The following is a 1,139-nucleotide window of genomic DNA, read 5'->3' as shown; positions in this document are numbered from 1 at the left end:
AACTCTAAGGCGATGCCCTTGTTGCGGGGCATCGCCGCGTCTCGGCAGGCAACGAAAATTATGACGCAGTAGTACTAGTTCACGCTGCCACCTTCCTTCTCCCCTTGTGAACCGGGTATGACGAAATAAGTCAATAAATACAACGGCTCTGACCCGATGTGTCCGCCGTTGTGCCATATCTGCCGGCTCCTCTAGGAAGGCCGCTGATGCGCCCGAAGTCAGGCCGCACAGGCGCCGGAAAAATGCTCGGGCGGGGCCCGCTACGGCCCTGCCGCCGCTGCGGTCCGGTATGCCCTGCGCTCCCGCCGCGCTGTACTGCCTTGCGACGGCCTCGCGCTAGCGCCTTGCGTCATTTGAGGAGCAAAGTGGAAAACGTTCGCTCGCTCTGGCCCTTACCGCTTTTGGACACAAAGCGAAAGCCGCCAATGCGCAAAGGCGGATGTTCGCTCGCATGCCCCATCGATTGGGGTCAGGAGCGCGAGCAATTGAGCCGCGCGAGCGGCCCAGAGTTGTAGATGAGGAATAGATCGCCGGTATAGTGGAAATATTCTCCAACAAACTCCTTCGTCGCAAACTTAAGTTGGATCTTGTTATTGCTGGTAATGCGGGGAGCAAGCATTTTTCCGTCGCCCGTCGTTATGAACAGCTTGTTCGTGTCGCCCAACTTCACGTTCAGATCGATTGGTTTTGGTTGAACGGCCGGATTGGTCATTTCTTGAACGACCTGCCCTTTGCAAGAGAATTGTTGCTCTGCTGCACCGCCGGGCCCAACCATCGTTGTCAGCATGATTAGGCTACCCACAGCCAATCGAGCTATCTGCACCATGACATCGCTCCAATCCGGTACCCACGTCTTCGGTACTCTCACTCATAGCCACAGATTTGGTCAAGGCGCGCTTCGGTTGACTTTGTCCGCGTTAGGCCCAAAGCGGCGGTCCCGGATTGTCTGCTCTCGCGCCAATTGGGGGCCAAGCAGACGTGCACGGCGGTGTGCTCGATGCTGGCACGGTTCATATCGAGGCGCGCAAGAAGGTTGCAGATCATTCGATAGATGATTGAGCACGCCTTGGTCGTCGGGTCGCCTCACTGCGGCCAATCCTTGCAGAGCGTGATGCCGATCATGATCAGCGAGCCGATTG

1 protein-coding gene is annotated in these 1,139 nt (G+C 57.3%); it reads right to left on the bottom strand.

The annotated features are described in order from the left end of the window. Positions 1-469: 469 nt before the first annotated feature. On the bottom strand, positions 470-826 hold the full coding sequence (locus Q2941_RS51655) for a hypothetical protein (protein WP_458197547.1): 357 nt from the start codon (positions 824-826) through the stop codon (positions 470-472). Between the last annotated feature and the right edge of the window lie 313 nt (positions 827-1,139).

The organism is Bradyrhizobium sp. UFLA05-153 (assembly GCF_054185185.1).
Note: the sequence above shows the minus strand (reverse complement) of the source record. Positions and strands in the feature narration are given on the sequence as shown.

Coding starts and splice junctions, on each gene's coding strand:
- Q2941_RS51655 (WP_458197547.1), bottom strand. CDS start 826: ATGGTGCAGATAGCTCGATTGGCTGTGGGTAGCCTAATCATGCTGACA.